We start from the raw sequence: 15062 nt of genomic DNA, 5'->3' as shown, positions 1-15062 counted from the left end.
GCGCCGGTCAGGCGATCTTGAAGCGGGACACCGACTGGCGCAGTTCCTCGGCCATCTGCGAGAGCTCACGCACCTGCTGGGCCGTCATGCGCGTGCCCTCGCCGGTCTGCTCGGTCACGGCAAAGATGTGCTGGATGTTGTCGGCCACGGTGTTGGCCAGCTCGGCCTCGCGCGAGGCGGCAGAGGAGATCTGCTCGATCAGCTCGGCCAGGCGGCGCGACACGCGGTCGATCTCGGTCAGCGTCGTGCCGGCGCTGTCGGACAGACGGGCCCCTTCGACCACACCCTGGGTGGAGCGCTCCATGGCGGCCACCGCGTCCTGGGTGTCGGTCTGAATGGCCTTCACCAGCGCCGCAATCTGGCGCGTGGCATCTGCCGAGCGCTCGGCCAGTCGCTGCACTTCTTCGGCCACCACCGAGAAGCCGCGGCCGGCTTCACCGGCGGAGGCGGCCTGGATGGCGGCGTTCAGGGCCAGCACGTTGGTCTGCTCGGTAATGTCGGAGATCAGCTCGGTGATTTCACCAATTTCCTGCGAGGACTCGCCCAGGCGCTTGATGCGCTTGGAGGTGTCCTGGATCTGGTCGCGGATGGCGTTCATGCCGCCGATGGTGTTTTGCACCGCCTGCAGGCCCTGCTCGGCGGCCTGCAGCGACTGGCGCGCCACCGAGGCCGACTCCTGTGCCTGCGTGGACACGTCGTTGATGCGCGCGGCCATGTCCAGCACCGAGCGGCCGGTTTCGCGGATCTCGCGCAGCTGCTCGGTGGAGGCTGCCAGCAGCTCGGTCGAGGTGCTGTCCACCTGCGCCGTCGTCTGGGCCACGCGGGTGGCCGTGTTCTGCACGCTGCCCACCAGCATGCGCAGCTCTTCCACCGTGTAGTTCACCGAGTCGGCGATGGCGCCGGTGATGTCTTCGGTCACCGTGGCTTCCTGGGTCAGGTCACCCTCGGCCACGGCCTGCAGCTCGTTCATCAAACGCAAAATGGCAGCCTGGTTGGCGTCGTTCACGCGCTTGGCTTCCTGCTCCTGGCGGCGGGCATCGCGCTGCTGCGATTCGGCCGAAGCCTGGCGGTTGCGGCTGTCCAGCAGCTGCACGCGCGAAATGCCCACGCCGCACAGCAGCACGAACAGGCCGGCGGCCACCAGCGCGGCCAGCTGGCCCAGGCTCATGCCGGACTGCGTGGACAGCTGCTCCTGCAGCCCTTCGAGCTGGCGGCGCAGCGGCTCGCTATCGGCAATGATGGTGGATTGCGCCTCGCGGGCGGACACCAGGCCCTGCAGGTTGCCCAGGATGGCGCCGGCCTGCGTGCGGGTCTGCTCATACAGCTTGATGAGTGCCTCGAGCTGCTCGCGCGTCTGCGCGTCGCGGGTGGCAGCCAGGCGCAGGTCGGCGCTGCCGTCCAGCATGCCCTGCGCGATTTCCTTGAACGAGTTCAGGTCCTTGCCCAGCAGGAACACGGCCTCCGGGCTCACACCCTCGGTGGTCTGGAATTCGTTGGCCGATTTGCCGATACGCTGCGTCAGCATCACCAGCTGGCCGGCGGCAGACACCTCGGTGGCCGGCGCGCCCTGCTGCAGCTTGAGCGAGGACACGGTCTCGGCAATTTCCAGCAGGTCCGAGGACTGGCGGTTGATGGTGCGCAGGGCGTCGCCGACCTGCGTCAGGATCTTTTGCTGGCCCAGCACGATGCCGGCGTTGCGCTCGGCACGGTCCACCAGGGGAGTGACGGCCTCCAGTTCGCTGCCGTACCGGTCGCCGATCGCCTGCACGCCCAGGTCGCCGTCGCCGCTGGCCAGGGCGCGCACGTTGCGCGCCAGCACGCCCGAGCTGTCCACCACGTCAGGGAAAGCCTGCGGGTTGCCCACCAGCGCCTGCGTGACCGACTTGGCCAGGCGCTGCGACTGCATCAGCGACTGGCCCGTGGCGGCCAGCTGAGCCGCCGAGCGGTTGGCCTGCTGCAGCACCCAGCCGGCGATCAGGGCCAGCACCACCAGGCCGATGGCCAGCAGCAGCAGCAGGCGGCGCTGGTGCACCGCCGCGGCGGCGCGGCCCAGCAGCGGCAGGCTGACCAGATCCTCATCGACAAGCTCCCCCTCGCCGTACTGGCTCAGGACGCCGGGGTCACCCTGGACGCTGTTCACGGCATCCGCCGCATAGGCTTCGGGCAGCAGGCCCGCGGCCAGCGGGTCCGGGTTGCCTTCGGACAGGTCTGCCGCGCCACCCCCCGGCGCCGCCGGCTTGCGATTGAACAGTTTTCCAAATGGGTTGACGACGGACATGGTTCTGCCTTAACGGAATGGAGACACGCGCTCAGGCGCTGATGCTCAGGAATGCGGGATGCTGCGCCAGGGCCTGCAGGTCGATCTCCTGCCAGCGCATGCCCTGCGCATCGATGTAGGTGCTGCCGAAGTAGGGGGCGTCGCCCTCGCCGCGTGGCTCGGACGCCGTGAACGCCTCGGACCCGCGCAGGCCGGCCAGCCGGTCCACCAGCAGCGCGGCATTGACCTCCAGGCCGGCATTGAGCGCCAGCACGCTGGACTCGGCCAGCGCCTGCTCGCTGCGCGCCGCGGACGCGCCCAGAAGGGCCGCCAGGTCCACCACGCCCGCCAGGGCGCCGCGCAGGTTGGCGACCCCCAGGAACCAGGGCTGCGTATAAGGCACGGGCTGCACGCCGCTCCAGGGAAAGATTTCGCCGGATTGCGACAGCGGCAGCAGCAGCTGCCGCCCGCCGGACTGCACCGCCAGCCAGGAGGAGCCGGAGACGCCTTCCGACCTTGCCGCCTGCAGGCGCACGGCAAGGCGCGTCTGGAGCTCCTTGAGCGCTTCACGTTTGGCCATGGGTGCGATCCGCGCTGTCAGCCGAGGGAATCGATCTTGGCCTGCAGCTCTGCGGCATCGACCGGCTTGGTGATGTAGCCGCGCGCGCCCTGGCGCATGCCCCAGACGCGGTCGGTTTCCTGGTTCTTGCTGGTGCACATGATGATGGGCACGTCGGCGAACTGCGGGTCGCGCGAGATGGTGCGCGTGAGCTGGAAGCCGTTCTGGCCGGGCATGACCACGTCCATCAGGATCAGGTCGGGCTTTTCTTCGGCCAGGCGGCGCAAGGCGTCGTCGGCGTTCTCGGCGGTACGCACCTGCATGCCCTGCTTTTGCAGCAGGTCGGTGAGGAACATCAGTTCGGTTTTCGAGTCGTCAACGACCAGAACCTTGCGGATAGGCATTACTGCACTCCTTGTTGAGCGTTGGCAAATTGCTGCACCACTTGCAGCAACTGGTCCTTGGTGAAAGGCTTCGTCAAATATTCCTGGCAGCCCACCATGCGCCCGCGCGCCTTGTCGAACACCCCGTCCTTGGACGAGAGCATGACCACCGGCGTGTCGGCAAAGCGCGGGTTGCGCTTGATGATGGCGCAGGTCTGGTAGCCGTCCAGCTTGGGCATGAGGATGTCGCAGAAGATCAGCTGGGGCTGGTAATCGTTGACCTTGGCCAGCGCGTCGAAGCCGTCGTCGGCCAGCAGCACCTCGTGGCCGCCCTGCTTGAGGAAGATTTCGGCGCTGCGCCGGATGGTGTTGCTGTCGTCCACCACCAATACCCTGAACGTGGGAGCGGTTGTCGTCGTAGCCAATTTAATCAATGCTCCTCACGGGAGAGGTAAACAGCCAAGGGGCGGGCCGGGATGTCAGATCTCGACCATCTCGAAGGCGTCCTTGCCGGCGCCGCACTCGGGACAGGTCCAGTCGGCAGGCACGTCCTGCCAGCGGGTACCGGGGGCCAGACCGTGGTCGGGCGCGCCGGCAGCCTCGTCATAGAGCCAGCCGCAGACGGCGCACATCCAGGTAGTCAGGTCGGTCACAGCTTAAAAGGCCTTCACATAGAATGCAACGATTGTATCTAGTCATCACCGCAGGACGCGGCTTTCGTGCCACCGGATAGGCTGGCACCTTTTCATGACACCTTCCCCCCAGAGCACCCCCGACGAAGACGATGCTGCGGCCGGCCCGGTCTGCGTGATGACTTTCAACGCTGGCGACGCCAGCGGTGCGGGCGGACTGGCGGCCGACATCATGGCCATCGCCGCCGTGGGCGGCCACCCTTTGGCCGTGGTGACCGGCGCCTATGCGCGCGACAGCGCTGCCATCCTGGACCATTTCCCTTTCGACAGCGACGCTGTGGAGGAGCAGGCACGCGCGGCGCTGGAGGACATGCCTGTGCATGCCATCAAGGTTGGCTTCGCCGGCAGCCCGGAGAACCTGGCCGTGATCGCCGAGATCACCACCGACTACGCCGACGTGCCCGTCATCAGCTACATGCCTGACCTGTCGTGGTGGCGCGACGATCTGATCGACCAGTACCTGGACGCCACCGCCGAGCTGCTGCTGCCGCAGACCTCAGTGTTGGTTGGCAGCCACAGCGTGCTGTGGCGCTGGCTGCTGCCCGAGTGGGCCGGCAGCGCCAGCCCCACCCCGCGCGAGCTGGCCATCGCCGCCGCCGAGCACGGCGTGCCCTACCTGCTGGTGACCGGCGTACCCTTGCCCGACCAGCACATCGACAACGTATTGACCTCGCCCCAGGCGGTGCTGGCCAGCGGGCGCTTCGAGCGCATCGAGGCCACGTTCACCGGCGCCGGCGACACGCTCAGCGCCACCCTCACCGCCCTGGTGGCCAGCGGCTGCGACCTGGGCGAGGCACTGGGCGAGGCCCTGAGCTACCTGGACGGCGCCCTGGAATGCGGCTTTCGCCCCGGCATGGGCCACGTGCTGCCCGATCGCATGTTCTGGGCCCAGCCCGAGGACGACCCCGAAGACGACGACACCCCCGCCACCGACCCGACAGACGTGGCGGGCTTTGACTTGCCACCCCATGACACACAGCACTGACCGCAACCAGCTCCTCTTCGACCGCGCCAAGGCGCTCATCCCCGGCGGCGTCAACTCGCCCGTGCGGGCGTTTCGCGCCGTGGGCGGCACGCCGCGCTTCATCGAGCGCGCCCAAGGCGCGTACATGTGGGATGCGAACGGCCAGCGCTTCATCGACTACATCGGCTCCTGGGGCCCGATGATCCTGGGCCATGGCCACCCGGTGGTGGTGCAGGCCGTGCAGGAGGCCGCGCTGGAAGGCTTTTCCTTCGGCGCGCCCACCGAACGCGAGGTGGAGCTGGCCGAAGAGATCCTGCGCCACGTGCCCTCCATGGAGATGATCCGCCTGGTCAGTTCCGGCACCGAGGCCGGCATGAGCGCCATCCGCCTGGCGCGCGGCGCCACCGGACGCTCGAAGATCATCAAGTTCAACGGCTGCTACCACGGCCATGCGGACTCGCTGCTGGTCAAGGCCGGCTCGGGCCTGGCCACCTTCGGCCACGCCACCAGCGCCGGCGTGCCGCCCGAGGTGGTGCAGCACACGCTGGTGCTCGAATACAACGACGTGGCGCAGCTGGATGAGGCCTTCGCGCTGCACGGCCAGGACATCGCCTGCGTGATCATGGAGCCGATTGCCGGCAACATGAACTTCGTGCGCGCCTCCGTGCCCTTCATGCAGCGCGCGCGCGAGCTGTGCACGCAAAGCGGTGCCCTCTTGATACTGGACGAGGTCATGACGGGCTTTCGCGTGGCCCTGGGCGGCGCGCAAAGCGTCTATGCCCGCGCGCTGCCCGGTTTCAAGCCCGACCTCACGGTGCTGGGCAAGGTCATTGGCGGCGGCATGCCGCTGGCGGCCTTCGGCGGCCCGCGCGCCGTCATGGAGCAGCTGGCGCCGCTCGGCCCCGTCTACCAGGCCGGCACGCTGTCGGGCAACCCGGTGGCCACGGCCTGCGGCCTGGCCACGCTGCGCGAGATCGCCAAGCCCGGCTTCTACGACGCCCTGGCCGCGCGCACGCGCTCGCTGGTCGAGGGGCTGGCAGGCGCCGCTGACGCGGCGGGCGTGCCGTTTTGCGCCGACACCGAGGGCGGCATGTTCGGCTTCTTCCTGTTGCCCGCACTGCCGCAGAACTATCCCGAGGTGCTCAAGACCGACGGCGCGCGCTTCAATGCGCTGTTCCACGGCCTGCTCGACGGCGGCGTGTACATCGCGCCGGCGCTGTACGAGGCCGGCTTCGTCAGCGCGGCCCACACCGACCAGGACATCGCCGACACCGTGGCCGTGGCGCATGACGTGCTCAAGAAGCTATAAAAATAGGAGCTTCCAGCGCTTGCTGGACAAGCGCTGAAGCCCAAAAACCCTCAAAAAACTGCAGCCCGTGCTCAGTGGCGCGCCGGGCTGCATGGCGTGCGCCACGGCATTCGCCACCGGCGGCGGTGCTTCATCAAGCCGTCATGCGGCACTGCGAGCCTTGGCCGCCTTGCAACCACAGCAGCCCACGCCATGCAGCGCCACGACGACAACAAACCCCTCACCAACCTGTTTCAGGCCGGCAGCCCACCCACCGACACCGGCCGTCGCCGCTTCGTGCGCCAGCTCACGCTGGGCGCGGCCGCGCTTGGGACCCTGCCTCTGGCTGCCTGCGGCGGTGGCGGCGACGGCGATGCGCCCGCCGTGCAGTTTGCCCACGGCGTGGCCAGCGGCGACCCGCTGGCCGACCGCGTGATGCTCTGGACCCGCGTGACCCCGCCGGCAGACTTCACCGGCGACATCCCCGTGCAATGGGAAGTGGCCAGCGACGCGGCCTTCTCCGCCATCGTCGCGCGCGGCGAAACCCGTACCAGCGCCGCACGCGACTTCACCGTGAAGGTGGATGCTACCGGTCTCAAGTCCGCCACGGCCTACCACTATCGCTTCAAGGCCTTCGAAGCCACCTCGCCCGCCGCCCGCACGCGCACCCTGCCCGCGGGCAGCGTGGCCCAGGTGAAGCTGGCCGTGTTCTCCTGCGCCAACTACCCGGCGGGCTACTTCAATGTGTATGCGGACGCCGCGCGCCGCGGCGATCTGGACGCCACCGTGCACCTGGGCGACTACGTGTACGAGTACGCCCGCGGCGGCTATGCCTCGGGCAACGCTGCGGCCCTGGGCCGCCTGTCGCAGCCCGCGAACGAGGTCCTCACGCTGCAGGACTATCGCACGCGCCATGCCCAGTACCGCAGCGATGGCGACCTGCAGGCCCTGCACGCCATCGCCCCCATGATCGCCGTGTGGGACGACCACGAGATCGCCAACGACACCTGGGCAAATGGCGCCGAGAACCACCAGAGCCCCACTGAGGGCAGCTTCGCCGTGCGCAAGGCCGCGGCGCTGCAGGCTTACCACGAGTGGATGCCTACCCGCAACGCCCAGCCGGACCTCATCTACCGCAGCTTTGCTTTCGGCGACCTGCTGGCCCTGCACATGCTGGACACGCGCGTGGTGGGCCGCGACGAGCAGCTCGACTACGCCGCCTTCTTCACGCCCACGGGCTTCGACGCCGCCGGCTTCACCGCGGCCGTGGGCAACCCCGCGCGCCAGCTCATGGGCACCGCGCAGACGCAGTGGCTGCAGCAGCAGATGCAGGCCTCCGGCGCAACCTGGCAGGTGCTGGGCCAGCAGGTGCTGATGGGGCGCATGAACATTCCTGCCCCCATCCTCATGGAGACGCTGCAACCCGGCAGCGGCGTGACGGTCTCGCGCTACGCGGCCATCGCCGCCCAGGCGCAGTCGGCGCCGCAGACGCTCACGCCCGAGGAGCAGGCCATCCTGGCGCAGCCCGCCATCCCCTACAACCTGGACGCCTGGGACGGCTACCAAGCCGCGCGCGAGACGGTGCTGGGCATGGCCCGCGCCCTGAACAAGAACCTGGTGGTGCTGGCCGGCGACACGCACAACGCCTGGGCCAGCGAATTGCGCGACATGAGCGGCAACCCCGTGGGCGTGGAGTTCGCCACCTCCTCGGTCAGCTCCCCGGGCTTCGAGGAATACCTGCCCGGCGAGGACCCGGCCCTGCTGGCTGGCGCCCTGCTGCGACTGGTGGAGCCGCTCAAGTACTGCGACACGGCGCGCCGCGGCTACATGGTGGTGACCGCCACCGCCGCCGAGTGCCGGGCGCAATGGGTGTACGTGAACACCATCACCAGCCGCCAGTTCACGGCCAGCGCCGAGGCCACGCTGGCCGTGAAGGCCGGCGCACCGGGCCGGCTGGTACAGGGCTGAACGGAGCCGCAAAAAGGTGCGCCGCCCGCGTGCGCCGCCCCTTTTGAGGTTTGAGACCATATCGAGCTCCAGCGCCTGCCCAGCAAGCGTTAGCAGCTATTCTTTGAATAGCATGGTCACGGCGCCCCATCCGTGGCGGCAGCCGGCGGCACGGCCAGCAGCCACTGCGCCATCTGCAGCGCCTGCGCCTGAGTGATCTGCGGGTGGCGCGGCATCAGTGCGCGGCCCCATTCGCCCCCGCCGCCCTCGCGGATCTTACGGGCCAGGTACTCGGGCGCATCGACACGGCCGGCATGGCGCGCCGCGATCTGGCCAAACGAAGGGCCAACGTAGCGCCGCACCAGCCCGTGGCAGCGCATGCAGTCCGAGCCCTCGACGAGAGCCCGGCCCGCGGCCAGCCCGAGATCGGCCTGCTGCGCCGCGCCCAGCGCCTGTACGGCCGGACCCGGTTGCAGGATGCGCCAGCCCACGTTGAGCACGCCCAGCACCACCAGCACCATGAAGACCACGATGGCCCAGCCCAGCCAGCGCGGCCGGGGCGCGCCCTCGTCTTCGTCGTCTGCAAGGGGCCGGTTCATGTCGCGATGCGCTTGGCGCCAACTCAATGACGGAAGTGGCGCACCCCGGTGAAGACCATGGCCACGCCACGCTCGTTGGCGGCGTCAATCACTTCCTGGTCGCGCATGGAGCCGCCCGGCTGGGCCACGCAGGTCGCACCCGCGTCCACCACCACGTCCAGCCCGTCGCGAAAAGGGAAGAAGGCGTCGCTGGCCACCACCGTGCCGGCCAGCGACAGGCCGGCGGCCTGGGCCTTGATGCTGGCGATGCGGGCCGAATCCAGCCGGCTCATCTGCCCCGCGCCCACGCCCAGGGTCATGCCGCCCTTGCAGAACACGATGGCGTTGCTCTTGACGTACTTGGCCACCTTCCAGGCGAACATCAGGTCCTGCATCTCCTCCTGCGTCGGCTGCTGGGTGGTGACCACCTTCAGGTCGGGCAGCTGCAGCTCGTGGTTGTCCGCCGTCTGCAGCAGCAGGCCGGAGCCCACGCGCTTGGCGTCCATCAGGTTGCGGCCCTGCTTCCATGCAGTGTCGCCACCAGGGGCCGGCACGGCGATCTTCATCAGGCGCACGTTGGCCTTGGCCTTGAAAATCTCCAGCGCCTCGGGCGTGAAGTCGGGCGCCATCAGCACCTCGACGAACTGCTTGCTGACCTGCTGGGCTGCGGGGCCGTCCACCGGGCGATTGAAGGCGATGATGCCGCCGAAGGCGCTGGTGGGGTCGGTCTGGAAGGCCTTGGAATACGCCTCCAGCGCGCTGGTGCCCACGGCCACGCCGCAGGGGTTGGCGTGCTTGACGATGACGCAGGCGGGCAGGCGAAAGCTCTTGACGCATTCCCAGGCTGCGTCGGCGTCGGCGATGTTGTTGTACGACAGCTCCTTGCCCTGCAGCTGCACGCCCGTGACGATGGAGCCGGGCGCCGGGTGCAGGTCGCGGTACAGGGCCGCCTGCTGGTGGCTGTTCTCGCCGTAGCGCAGGTCCTGGATCTTGGTGAAGATGCCGTTGCTCTGGCCCGGGAACAGGCGGCGCGCGGGCGTGTAGTCTTCGGCCAGCTTGCCCTCTTCAAAATCCACCGACGACAGGTAGTCGCTGATGGCGCCGTCGTACTGCGCGATGCGGTTGAACGCCGCCACCGACAGGGCAAAGCGCAGCTTGTCGGACAGCTGGCCCGCGCTTTGCAGCTCGGCCAAGACCGCCTCGTACTGCTCGGCCGACGTGACCACGCCGACATCCTTCCAGTTCTTGGCGGCGCTGCGCACCATGGCGGGGCCGCCGATGTCGATGTTCTCGATGGCATCTGCCAGCGTGCAGCCGGCCTTGGCCACCGTGGCCTCGAAGGGGTAGAGGTTCACGACCAGCAGGTCGATGGTGCCGATGCCGTGCTCCTGCAGCGCTGCCATGTGCGCCGGCACGTCGCGCCGGGCCAGCAGGGCGCCATGCACCATCGGGTGCAGCGTCTTGACGCGCCCGTCCAGCATCTCGGGGAACTGCGTGACCTCGGCCACTTCCGTGACCGGCAAGCCTTCCCTGGCCAGCAGCTGGGCCGTGCCGCCGGTGGACAGCAGGCGCACGCCCAGGGCGTGCAGCGAACGCGCGAATTCGACGATTCCGCTCTTGTCGGAGACGGAGATGAGTGCAGTCTTCATGGGTGGCCCCTCGGCAGTTTTATGAATGGAATCGGGCTCCAGCCCTTGCTGGTCAAGCGCTGGCAGCTATCAAAATTGAGTAGCCGCTTAGAGCAGCTGGTGCTCCACCAGCTTCTTGCGCAGCGTGTTGCGGTTCAGGCCCAGCCACTGGGCGGCGCGCGACTGGTTGTTGTCCGCCTGGCTCATGACCACCTCCAGCAGGGGCTTTTCCACCAGGCGCACGACCATGTCGTACACGCCGTCGGGCGCTTCGCCGCCCAGATCATGAAAGTAGCTGTGCAGGCTGTCGCGCACGCACTGCTGCAGGCCGCTGCCGCCGCCTTGGTTGGGGGTGCTGCTCATGCTGGTATCTGTTGCTCGTTGCTGGCCGCGGCCGCGGCCGCGGCGGCCGGCAGCCGGTCCATGCGCGCGCCCAGGGCGTCAAAGTAATCGGCCACGGCCTGCCACTGCGCGGCGGCATCCAGGGTGGCGTTGATGTGCTGGCGCAGCTGCTCGCCGCCGGGCAGCTGGCGCACGTACCAGGCGATGTGCTTGCGGGCGCTGCGCACGCCGGTGCCCTCGCCGTAGAGCTGGTAGTGGTCCTGCAGGTGCGCCAGCAGCAGGCGGCGCACCTCGGCCACCAGCGGCGGCGCCAGGTGCTGGCCGGTTGCAAGGTAGTGGCCGATCTCGCGGAAGATCCACGGCCGGCCCTGCGCCGCGCGGCCGACCATGAGGGCGTCGGCGCCGGTGGCGGCCAGCACGGCGCGCGCCTTTTCGGGGCTGTCGATGTCGCCGTTGGCCACCACGGGCACGCGCACGGCGGCCTTCACGGCGGCAATGGTCTCGTACTCGGCGCAGCCGCGGTAGCCCTGCTCGCGCGTGCGCCCGTGCACGGTGAGCATCTGGATGCCCGCGTCCTCGAACTGGCGCGCCAGCTGCACGGCGTTCTTGTGCTCATCGCACCAGCCGGTGCGCATCTTGAGCGTGACCGGCACCCCGCGCGGGGCGCAGGCGGCCACCACGGCAGCGGCGATCTGCACGGCCAGCGGCTCGTTTTGCATCAGCGCCGAGCCGGCCCACTTGTTGCAGACCTTCTTGGCCGGGCAGCCCATGTTGATGTCGATGATCTGCGCGCCGCGGTCGATGTTGTAGAGGGCGGCCTCGGCCATCATGTCCGCGTCGGTGCCGGCGATCTGCACGGCGATCGGGCCGCTTTCGCCCTCATGGTTGGCGCGGCGCGACGTCTTCAGGCTGTCCCACAGGTCGCGCCGCGAGGTCACCATCTCGCTGACCGCGTAGCCCGCGCCCAGCTGCTTGCACAGCTGGCGAAAGGGCCGGTCCGTCACACCCGCCATGGGGGCGACGAACAGGCGGTTGGGCAGGGCATGGGCGCCGATGCGCAGGGCGGACGTGGGCACGGGAGGGGCAGCGGGGACGCGGGGGGAGGCGATTGTACCTGCCCAAATTTTCAGCAGTTGAAACCGGCGCCAGCCGTTTTTGCCACGACCGGCGCCGCCCCTCAGCGCGCGGCCTGCAGCGTGTAGTGCCACCACTGCTGCGGCTGGTTGCGCCAGCCGTGGCGCTGCATCAGCTGCAGCAGCCACTGGCGGTTGCGCTGCACGTCGGGCGCCAGCTCGCCGCTGCCCGTGGCCGACAGCGGGTCCACCAGGCCCACGGGCGTGCCCAGGTCCAGGTCCTGGCCATCGGCCAGGGGGCCGGCCAGGGCCTCGCGGGCGCGCACCCCGTCCAGCACCACCAGCGCCAAGTCCACCGCGCCCTGCCCCTGGCTGGCTGCGGGCTCTGCCGGATAGCAGGCGTGCACCCGCAGCTGCAGGCCCAGCGGCTGCAGTTCGCGCTGCACATCGGCCAGCGAGCGGGCAGCTGCGCGGGGCAGCTGGCAGCTGCCATCGCCCTGCAGGGCCTGCTGCACGCCGGGCGCCACGCTGGCCAGCGGCACCAGGCCGCTCCCCGTAGAGGTGCCCCACTGCGCGCAGCCGCCGGCCAGCGCGCCCGCCAGGGCCAGCACCAGAGTCCACCGGGGCGCTGCGCCCTGCCCGTCCTGCCTGTTATTCATCGCCACCCTCCTACGTGTTTTGGAGCACGCACCATAGCGGAGGGCCGCTGCCTGCCGCAAGAATGCAAAGGCCTGATCCTCCCTTGTCCTACCTACACTTGGCGCCCCATGGAAGTCTGGATGCAACAGCTGCTCGGCGCGCTCGCGCTGCCGCAATTCGGCCTGGTCACCGTTTTTTTGGTGGCCTTCGTCTCCGCGACGCTGCTGCCGCTGGGCTCGGAGCCGGCGGTCTTTGGCCTCATCAAGCTCAACCCGGAGATGTTCTGGCCCGCCATCTTGGTGGCTACGGCAGGCAACACGCTGGGCGGCGCCGTCAGCTGGTGGATGGGCCTGGGCGCGCACAAGGCCTGGCATGCGGCGCGCCTGCACGCGGCAGCGGCGCCCACTGCCCCGCCCGGCGCAGGCATGAAAAAGCCGCGCCAGCTCTCGCGCAACGAGCGCCTGGTGCGGGTGTGGCTGCGCCGCTGGGGCGCACGCGCCTGCCTGCTGAGCTGGCTGCCGGTGGTGGGCGATCCGCTGTGCGCCGTGGCCGGCTGGCTGCGCCTGCCGTTCTGGCCCTGCCTGGCTTACATGGCGGTGGGCAAGTTCTTTCGCTACCTGGTCATGACGGCGGCGCTGCTGCACGCCGTGCCTGCGGACTGGGTCCGATGGCTGCATGGCTGACTATTGATTTGGTAGCTGCCGGCGCTTGACTGGCGGGCGCTGGCGCCACTTTTTACTCCAAATTCAGGCCCGCGCCGCGCGGCGCTGCCACAGGCCTTCCAGCGTGAACAGCACCAGTGCCAGCCAGATCAGCGCGAAACCCACCAGCCGCGCCGGCTGCACCGATTCGCCCAGCAGCCAGACGCCGGAGATGAACTGCAGGCTGGGCGCGATGTACTGCAGCAGCCCCAGGGTGGTCAGCGGAATGCGCCGCGCCCCGGCGGCAAACAGCAGCAGCGGCACCGCCGTGATCGGCCCGGTGGACAGCAGCCACAGCGTGCCCACCACGCCTGCTTGCGGCCAGGCGGCCCGGCCCTGCCAGCCCCACCAGACCAGCAGGCCCACGGCCAGGGGCGCCAGCAGCGCCGTCTCCAGCGCCAGGCCTTCCAGCGCGCCCAGCGGCGCCGTCTTGCGCAGCAGGCCGTAGCCGCCAAAGGTCAGCGCAATGAACAGGCCGATCCAGGGCAGCTGCCCGGCCTGCACCGTCAGCCACAGCACGCCCAGCGCCGCGATGCCCACGGCCAGCCACTGGCCGCGGCGCGGACGCTCGTGTAGCAACGCGTAGCCCAGCGCCACGTTCAGCAGCGGCAAGATGAAGTAGCCCAGGCTGGCGTCCAGCACATGCCCGGCGTTGATGGCCCAGACATAGACCAGCCAGTTGGCCGCCAGCAGCAGCGCCGACAGCGCAAAGATGCCCACCAGCCGCGGCTGGCGCAGCGCCGCGCCCATCCACGCCAGCTGCCGCCGCGCCACCAGCACTACGGCCACGAAGACCAGCGACCACAGCGTGCGGTGGGCGATCACCTCCAGCGCCGAGACGCCGGCCAGCTGGCGAAAGTACAGGGGGAACAGGCCCCAGGCGGTATAGGCCAGGGTGGCGTAGAGGATGCCGGGGTGCATGCAGGGCGGTGGTGTGAGAGTGGCAAAGCGGACCGGCTCGCCGCCCGCCGCGACGCAGGGCTGCGGCGCTGGCAGGGGTGCGGCACGGGAGGGGTGCGAACCGGAAGCCATGCCCCGATCCGGCGGCGATTGTGCTCCGCGCACGCGCCCTGGGCCTGGCAAGGCGCAGCCCCGGCAGGCCGGCACGCCGCGCCCACCTGTGCCACCATGCCTGCTCCGTGCGTGCCTTCGCATGCCCACCAACGCCCCGCCCTGCCCGCCCGCACCCATGACCACCACCCCGCTGCCCCAGGACGCGGCGCTGCCGCCGGCCACAGGCTGCGTCGGCTGCATGAACGCCGCCCCGCTGCCCTTCGACTTCGATTTCGCCTACCAGCCCATCGTGGACCTGGCCACGCGCCAGGTCTGGGCGCAGGAGGCGCTGGTGCGCGGCAGCGCAGGCCAGGGCGCCGGCTGGGTACTGGGCCAGGTCACCCACGACAACCGCTACAGCTTCGACCAGGCCTGCCGCGTCAAGGCCATCGCCACCGCCTCCGGTTTGGGGCTCGCGGCCAGGCTGTCGATCAACTTCCTGCCCAATGCCGTCTATCGGCCCGAAGTGTGCATCCGCACCACGCTGCAGGCCGCACGGCAGCACGGCCTGGCGCTGGAGCGCATCGTCTTTGAGGTCACCGAGGGCGAACGCGTCGAGGACGGCCCGTGGCTGGCAACCATCCTGCGCGAGTACCAGCGCTTTGGCTTCCTGACGGCGATCGACGACTTCGGCGCCGGCTATGCCGGCCTGGCGCTGCTGGCGGATTTCCAGCCCGACATCGTCAAGCTGGACATGGCGCTGGTGCGCGCCGTGGACACCAGCCGCGCCCGCCAGGCCATCGCCCGCGGGCTGCTGCGCATCTGCCAGGAGCTAGACATCCAGGTTATCGCCGAGGGCATCGAGACGGCCGGCGAGTGCGACTTCTTCCTACATGAGGGCGTGACGCTGATGCAGGGCTACCTGTTCGCGCGCCCGGCCTTTCGCGCGCTGCCCGGCGCGCAGGACGTGGCCTGGAGGGGCGCGCCGCCCGCCGCCTGACGGACGGCGGGGCGTCTG

The 15062-nt window shown here is 69.6% G+C and carries 16 protein-coding genes; 5 read left to right on the top strand and 11 right to left on the bottom strand.

The features are described from left to right. Nucleotides 1-7: 7 nt before the first annotated feature. From C7H73_RS04555 to C7H73_RS04535, 5 genes are read right to left on the bottom strand one after another with little or no spacing between them, the layout of a single operon-like run. Nucleotides 8-2278 carry a methyl-accepting chemotaxis protein gene (locus C7H73_RS04555; protein WP_106845553.1) on the bottom strand — a complete coding sequence of 757 codons (2271 nt, stop codon included), beginning with the start codon at nucleotides 2276-2278 and terminating at the stop codon, nucleotides 8-10. Between the two features lie 31 nt (nucleotides 2279-2309). Then, nucleotides 2310-2837, bottom strand: coding sequence for a chemotaxis protein CheW (locus C7H73_RS04550; protein ID WP_106845552.1), 528 nt, complete (start codon nucleotides 2835-2837; stop codon nucleotides 2310-2312). 17 nt (nucleotides 2838-2854) lie between these two features. Further along, nucleotides 2855-3220, bottom strand: a complete 366-nt coding sequence (locus C7H73_RS04545) for a response regulator (RefSeq protein WP_106845551.1) — start codon at nucleotides 3218-3220, stop codon at nucleotides 2855-2857. After that, nucleotides 3220-3624, bottom strand: a complete 405-nt coding sequence (locus C7H73_RS04540; RefSeq protein ID WP_106845550.1) for a response regulator — start codon at nucleotides 3622-3624, stop codon at nucleotides 3220-3222. The genes C7H73_RS04545 and C7H73_RS04540 overlap by 1 nt, the downstream gene beginning before the upstream one ends. Nucleotides 3625-3678: 54 nt before the next feature. Continuing rightward, nucleotides 3679-3852 (bottom strand): rubredoxin, encoded by a 174-nt coding sequence (locus tag C7H73_RS04535; RefSeq protein ID WP_106845549.1) that lies wholly within the window; start codon nucleotides 3850-3852, stop codon nucleotides 3679-3681. 94 nt (nucleotides 3853-3946) lie between these two features. Here C7H73_RS04535 and thiD point away from each other — a divergent pair, with 94 nt between their 5' ends. The 3 genes from thiD to C7H73_RS04520 all read left to right on the top strand — a co-directional run bounded on the left by thiD (nucleotide 3947) and on the right by C7H73_RS04520 (nucleotide 8111). After that, complete coding sequence (gene thiD / locus C7H73_RS04530) at nucleotides 3947-4876, top strand: bifunctional hydroxymethylpyrimidine kinase/phosphomethylpyrimidine kinase (protein WP_106845548.1); 930 nt, start codon at nucleotides 3947-3949, stop codon at nucleotides 4874-4876. After that, entirely contained in the window at nucleotides 4860-6164 is a 1305-nt protein-coding gene (gene hemL, locus C7H73_RS04525; RefSeq protein ID WP_106845547.1) for a glutamate-1-semialdehyde 2,1-aminomutase, read from the top strand. Before thiD ends, hemL begins: the two co-directional genes overlap by 17 nt. Before the next feature lie 192 nt (nucleotides 6165-6356). Continuing rightward, on the top strand, nucleotides 6357-8111 hold the full coding sequence (locus tag C7H73_RS04520) for an alkaline phosphatase D family protein (protein WP_106845546.1): 1755 nt from the start codon (nucleotides 6357-6359) through the stop codon (nucleotides 8109-8111). A gap of 116 nt (nucleotides 8112-8227) precedes the next feature. Here the strand turns inward: C7H73_RS04520 and C7H73_RS04515 are convergent, their stop codons facing one another. The 5 genes from C7H73_RS04515 to C7H73_RS04495 form a co-directional block, all read right to left on the bottom strand. Further along, entirely contained in the window at nucleotides 8228-8689 is a 462-nt protein-coding gene (locus C7H73_RS04515; RefSeq protein WP_106845545.1) for a c-type cytochrome, read from the bottom strand. Between the two features lie 23 nt (nucleotides 8690-8712). After that, the gene (purH, locus tag C7H73_RS04510) at nucleotides 8713-10317 is read right to left on the bottom strand and encodes a bifunctional phosphoribosylaminoimidazolecarboxamide formyltransferase/IMP cyclohydrolase (RefSeq protein ID WP_106845544.1); all 1605 of its coding nucleotides are present in this window, start codon (nucleotides 10315-10317) and stop codon (nucleotides 8713-8715) included. An 87-nt stretch (nucleotides 10318-10404) separates the two neighbouring features. Continuing rightward, nucleotides 10405-10659, bottom strand: coding sequence for a helix-turn-helix domain-containing protein (locus C7H73_RS04505; RefSeq protein ID WP_106845543.1), 255 nt, complete (start codon nucleotides 10657-10659; stop codon nucleotides 10405-10407). Next, nucleotides 10656-11651 (bottom strand): tRNA dihydrouridine synthase DusB, encoded by a 996-nt coding sequence (gene dusB / locus C7H73_RS04500; RefSeq protein ID WP_264371575.1) that lies wholly within the window; start codon nucleotides 11649-11651, stop codon nucleotides 10656-10658. The genes C7H73_RS04505 and dusB overlap by 4 nt, the downstream gene beginning before the upstream one ends. A 164-nt stretch (nucleotides 11652-11815) precedes the next feature. Further along, complete coding sequence (locus C7H73_RS04495) at nucleotides 11816-12370, bottom strand: M15 family metallopeptidase domain-containing protein (protein ID WP_106845542.1); 555 nt, start codon at nucleotides 12368-12370, stop codon at nucleotides 11816-11818. 120 nt (nucleotides 12371-12490) lie between these two features. Between C7H73_RS04495 and C7H73_RS04490 the strand changes: the two genes are divergently transcribed. Then, nucleotides 12491-13033, top strand: coding sequence for a YqaA family protein (locus tag C7H73_RS04490; RefSeq protein ID WP_106847538.1), 543 nt, complete (start codon nucleotides 12491-12493; stop codon nucleotides 13031-13033). A gap of 63 nt (nucleotides 13034-13096) precedes the next feature. Here C7H73_RS04490 and rarD read toward each other — a convergent pair whose 3' ends face one another. Next, complete coding sequence (gene rarD, locus C7H73_RS04485; protein WP_106845541.1) at nucleotides 13097-13972, bottom strand: EamA family transporter RarD; 876 nt, start codon at nucleotides 13970-13972, stop codon at nucleotides 13097-13099. Nucleotides 13973-14240: 268 nt separating this feature from the next. Here rarD and C7H73_RS04480 point away from each other — a divergent pair, with 268 nt between their 5' ends. Further along, a complete protein-coding gene (locus tag C7H73_RS04480; protein ID WP_106845540.1) occupies nucleotides 14241-15044 on the top strand; it encodes an EAL domain-containing protein in 804 nt (267 codons plus the stop codon). The last annotated feature ends 18 nt before the right edge of the window (nucleotides 15045-15062 follow it).

The sequence above is a fragment of the Pulveribacter suum genome (assembly GCF_003013695.1).
Classification (GTDB): domain Bacteria; phylum Pseudomonadota; class Gammaproteobacteria; order Burkholderiales; family Burkholderiaceae_C; genus Melaminivora; species Melaminivora suum.
The sequence above is the reverse complement of the archived record's forward strand: the minus strand, read 5'-3'. Positions and strand labels throughout refer to the sequence as shown.

Coding starts and splice junctions, on each gene's coding strand:
- C7H73_RS04505 (WP_106845543.1), bottom strand. CDS start 10,659: ATGAGCAGCACCCCCAACCAAGGCGGCGGCAGCGGCCTGCAGCAGTGC.
- C7H73_RS04545 (WP_106845551.1), bottom strand. CDS start 3,220: ATGCCTATCCGCAAGGTTCTGGTCGTTGACGACTCGAAAACCGAACTG.
- C7H73_RS04495 (WP_106845542.1), bottom strand. CDS start 12,370: ATGAATAACAGGCAGGACGGGCAGGGCGCAGCGCCCCGGTGGACTCTG.
- C7H73_RS04515 (WP_106845545.1), bottom strand. CDS start 8,689: ATGAACCGGCCCCTTGCAGACGACGAAGACGAGGGCGCGCCCCGGCCG.
- hemL (WP_106845547.1), top strand. CDS start 4,860: ATGACACACAGCACTGACCGCAACCAGCTCCTCTTCGACCGCGCCAAG.
- C7H73_RS04550 (WP_106845552.1), bottom strand. CDS start 2,837: ATGGCCAAACGTGAAGCGCTCAAGGAGCTCCAGACGCGCCTTGCCGTG.
- C7H73_RS04555 (WP_106845553.1), bottom strand. CDS start 2,278: ATGTCCGTCGTCAACCCATTTGGAAAACTGTTCAATCGCAAGCCGGCG.
- rarD (WP_106845541.1), bottom strand. CDS start 13,972: ATGCACCCCGGCATCCTCTACGCCACCCTGGCCTATACCGCCTGGGGC.
- purH (WP_106845544.1), bottom strand. CDS start 10,317: ATGAAGACTGCACTCATCTCCGTCTCCGACAAGAGCGGAATCGTCGAA.
- dusB (WP_264371575.1), bottom strand. CDS start 11,651: ATGGCGGGTGTGACGGACCGGCCCTTTCGCCAGCTGTGCAAGCAGCTG.
- thiD (WP_106845548.1), top strand. CDS start 3,947: ATGACACCTTCCCCCCAGAGCACCCCCGACGAAGACGATGCTGCGGCC.
- C7H73_RS04490 (WP_106847538.1), top strand. CDS start 12,491: ATGCAACAGCTGCTCGGCGCGCTCGCGCTGCCGCAATTCGGCCTGGTC.
- C7H73_RS04480 (WP_106845540.1), top strand. CDS start 14,241: ATGACCACCACCCCGCTGCCCCAGGACGCGGCGCTGCCGCCGGCCACA.
- C7H73_RS04520 (WP_106845546.1), top strand. CDS start 6,357: ATGCAGCGCCACGACGACAACAAACCCCTCACCAACCTGTTTCAGGCC.